The organism is Bartonella jaculi, assembly GCF_039543045.1.
GTDB lineage: Bacteria > Pseudomonadota > Alphaproteobacteria > Rhizobiales > Rhizobiaceae > Bartonella > Bartonella jaculi.
The window spans coordinates 1,002-3,550 of sequence record NZ_BAABIZ010000062.1; the positions used below are offsets into that span (position 1 = coordinate 1,002).

At 37.9% G+C, this 2,549-nt stretch carries 1 protein-coding gene; it reads left to right on the top strand.

The window, feature by feature from the left end:
- Positions 1 to 1,631: Vomp family autotransporter (locus ABD915_RS09050; protein ID WP_345117545.1), on the top strand; the 1,631-nt coding region annotated here is incomplete at its 5' end.
- Positions 1,632 to 2,549 lie beyond the last annotated feature (918 nt).

Sequence of the window (2,549 nt, forward strand, 5' to 3'; positions counted from 1 at the left end):
TTGAGGGCGTAGGAAGTTCTTTCACGAACATTCATAATGAGATTAACAATGAGATTAACAAGATAGTAGGTGATAGCCTTGTTAAGCAGAATGAGGAAACGCATGTTATCAGCATTGGTGGCGAAAAAGGTGGTACAAGCATCAATATTGCAAACACTGATCATGCTACACGGACGCTCTCTGGTGTGAGTGCTGGTGCGGTTTTGGAAAAATCGACGGATGCGGTGAATGGTTCTCAACTTTATACAATGAATAAGGCGCTAGCGACCTATTTCGGAGGAGGTGCTGGCTATGATGATAAGGGAGAATGGACTGCTCCTAAGTTCAAGGTTAAGACCGTTAAGGAAGATGGTAGTGATGTTGAAGAGCGGAGCTATACGAGTGTAGCGGAAGCGTTTGAGGGCGTAGGAAGTTCTTTCACGAACATTCATAATGAGATTAACAATGAGATTAACAAGATAGTAGGTGATAGCCTTGTTAAGCAGAATGAGGAAACGCATGTTATCAGCATTGGTGGCGAAAAAAGCGGCACAAGTATTAGCATCGCCAACATTGATGGAGCAGAACGGACCCTTTCTGGAGTTCGTGCGGGCGCTCTCTCAAAGGAATCTCTAGAAGCAGTGAATGGTTCGCAGCTTTATTCAATGAATAAGATGTTTGCTGAGTATTTCGGTGGAGGTGCAGGCTATGATAATGAGGGAAAATGGAGTGCACCAACATTCAAGGTTGCACAATTCAAGAGCGACGGTAGTTCAGATGAGCAGGAAAGCTATGGTAATGTGGCGGATGCGTTTGAAGGTGTAAATAAAGGAATGACAAGTATCAATGATCGTATTCATGATGTTGAAAAGAATGTGGCGTCGAATGGCCTAAATTGGAATAAAGATGAAGGTGCGTATGATGCGAAGCATGATGGGCAGTCAAGTAAGATTACGAATGTAGCAGCAGGTAAAATTGAAGAGGGTTCGCAGGAAGTTGTGAATGGAGGACAGCTATGGGAGACGAACCAGAAGGTTACAGATGTTGAGAAGAAAGTAGATAGGATAGATCAAGATGTAAAAGATATTGCAACATCTGTTGCGGATGGAGCCGTTAATTATGATAAAGATGCTGATGGCAAGAAGAAGAATAGCATCACCTTAGTAGGTGGGAATGAAAGTGACCCAGTCCTGATAGACAATGTGGCTGAAGGTCGAATTGAAACGGGCTCTAAGGAAGCAGTTAATGGAGGTCAGTTACATGATTATACTGATCAGCAGATGAAGATAGTTCTTGATGATGCGAAGAAATATACGGATGATCGAGTAAGTAGTCTTGTTACTAATGGTGTTAACGAGTCGAAATCCTATACAGATATGAAGTTTGAAACGTTAAATTATGTTGTTGAGGATGTTCGGAAAGAAGCCAGACAAGCGGCAGCTGTTGGGTTGGCGGTGGCTGGTTTACGTTATAACGATACACCTGGAAAGTTGAGTGTTTCATTTGGTACGGGTGTATGGCGCAGTCAATCTGCATTTGCCATTGGTGCTGGTTATACATCTGAAGACGGGTTCATTCGCTCTAATCTATCTGTTACGAGTGCAGGAGGCCACTGGGGTTTAAGTGCAGGAGTAAACTTAACTCTGAATTAACAATAAAAAATGCATTCTCCCTTGTCTCATGAGGCGAGGGAGAAATTTTATATTATAAAGAAGTGATGTTTTACGTAGAAAGTCATAGAGTAGTGTACTTATAAAGTCTCATAACAATGTACTCTATAGTAATAATTTTAGTGAAACTGATTTTAGTTAAAGTAAAGCATTTTAACTAAAAATTTACAAATGTGAGTAACGTTCTCCTATAAATTAATAGAGTGCATAATCGCACAGTATTTTAAAACTGTGCATTTTATAATTTTATTAATAGAAATATTCATTGGGGGGATATGCTTAAAGAAATAAAAAAATCCCATTTTTTGCTGTTTTATTTATTTCCTCTGCATGCAGCAGCGGCAATGATGCGGCAATGATTAAGTACGCAACAGTATCAATGATTAAATAAGACTCATTTTGATCAAAACGGGGATATCTAAAATACAACGATGCACCAACACTTCTATAAAAGTCTACAGAGCAAACAATGAGGCTATGAATTTTGGAATTATTTTAATGAATCAGAAAAACTTATTATATAAAAACAATTAAATTGATTTTCTTTTTGCAATTCTTTTTAATAGTCTATAAAAGATGAAAAAGTCGTTAAAAGACATCTTGGGGAAGAATTTACGCGAAGGGGAGGGCGTTGAATTATAAAAAATCACATACCACTATCATTCAAAGCTTTTTAAGAGATGTAACTTTAGTGTTCAGAGGTATTTCGCTCATTTTTACAATAAAAGTGCAATAACCCTACAAAGAGCACTCTAAATCACTCAGCAAACAACAATGATATGTTTTTTACGAAAAAAGTATTTTTTTCTTGCTATTTTCTCTAAGAGCTTATAAACATACAAAAAGTATATTATTAAGACTCATTTTGTTTGAAATAAAACATTTGAAAAGGGGGGAAGA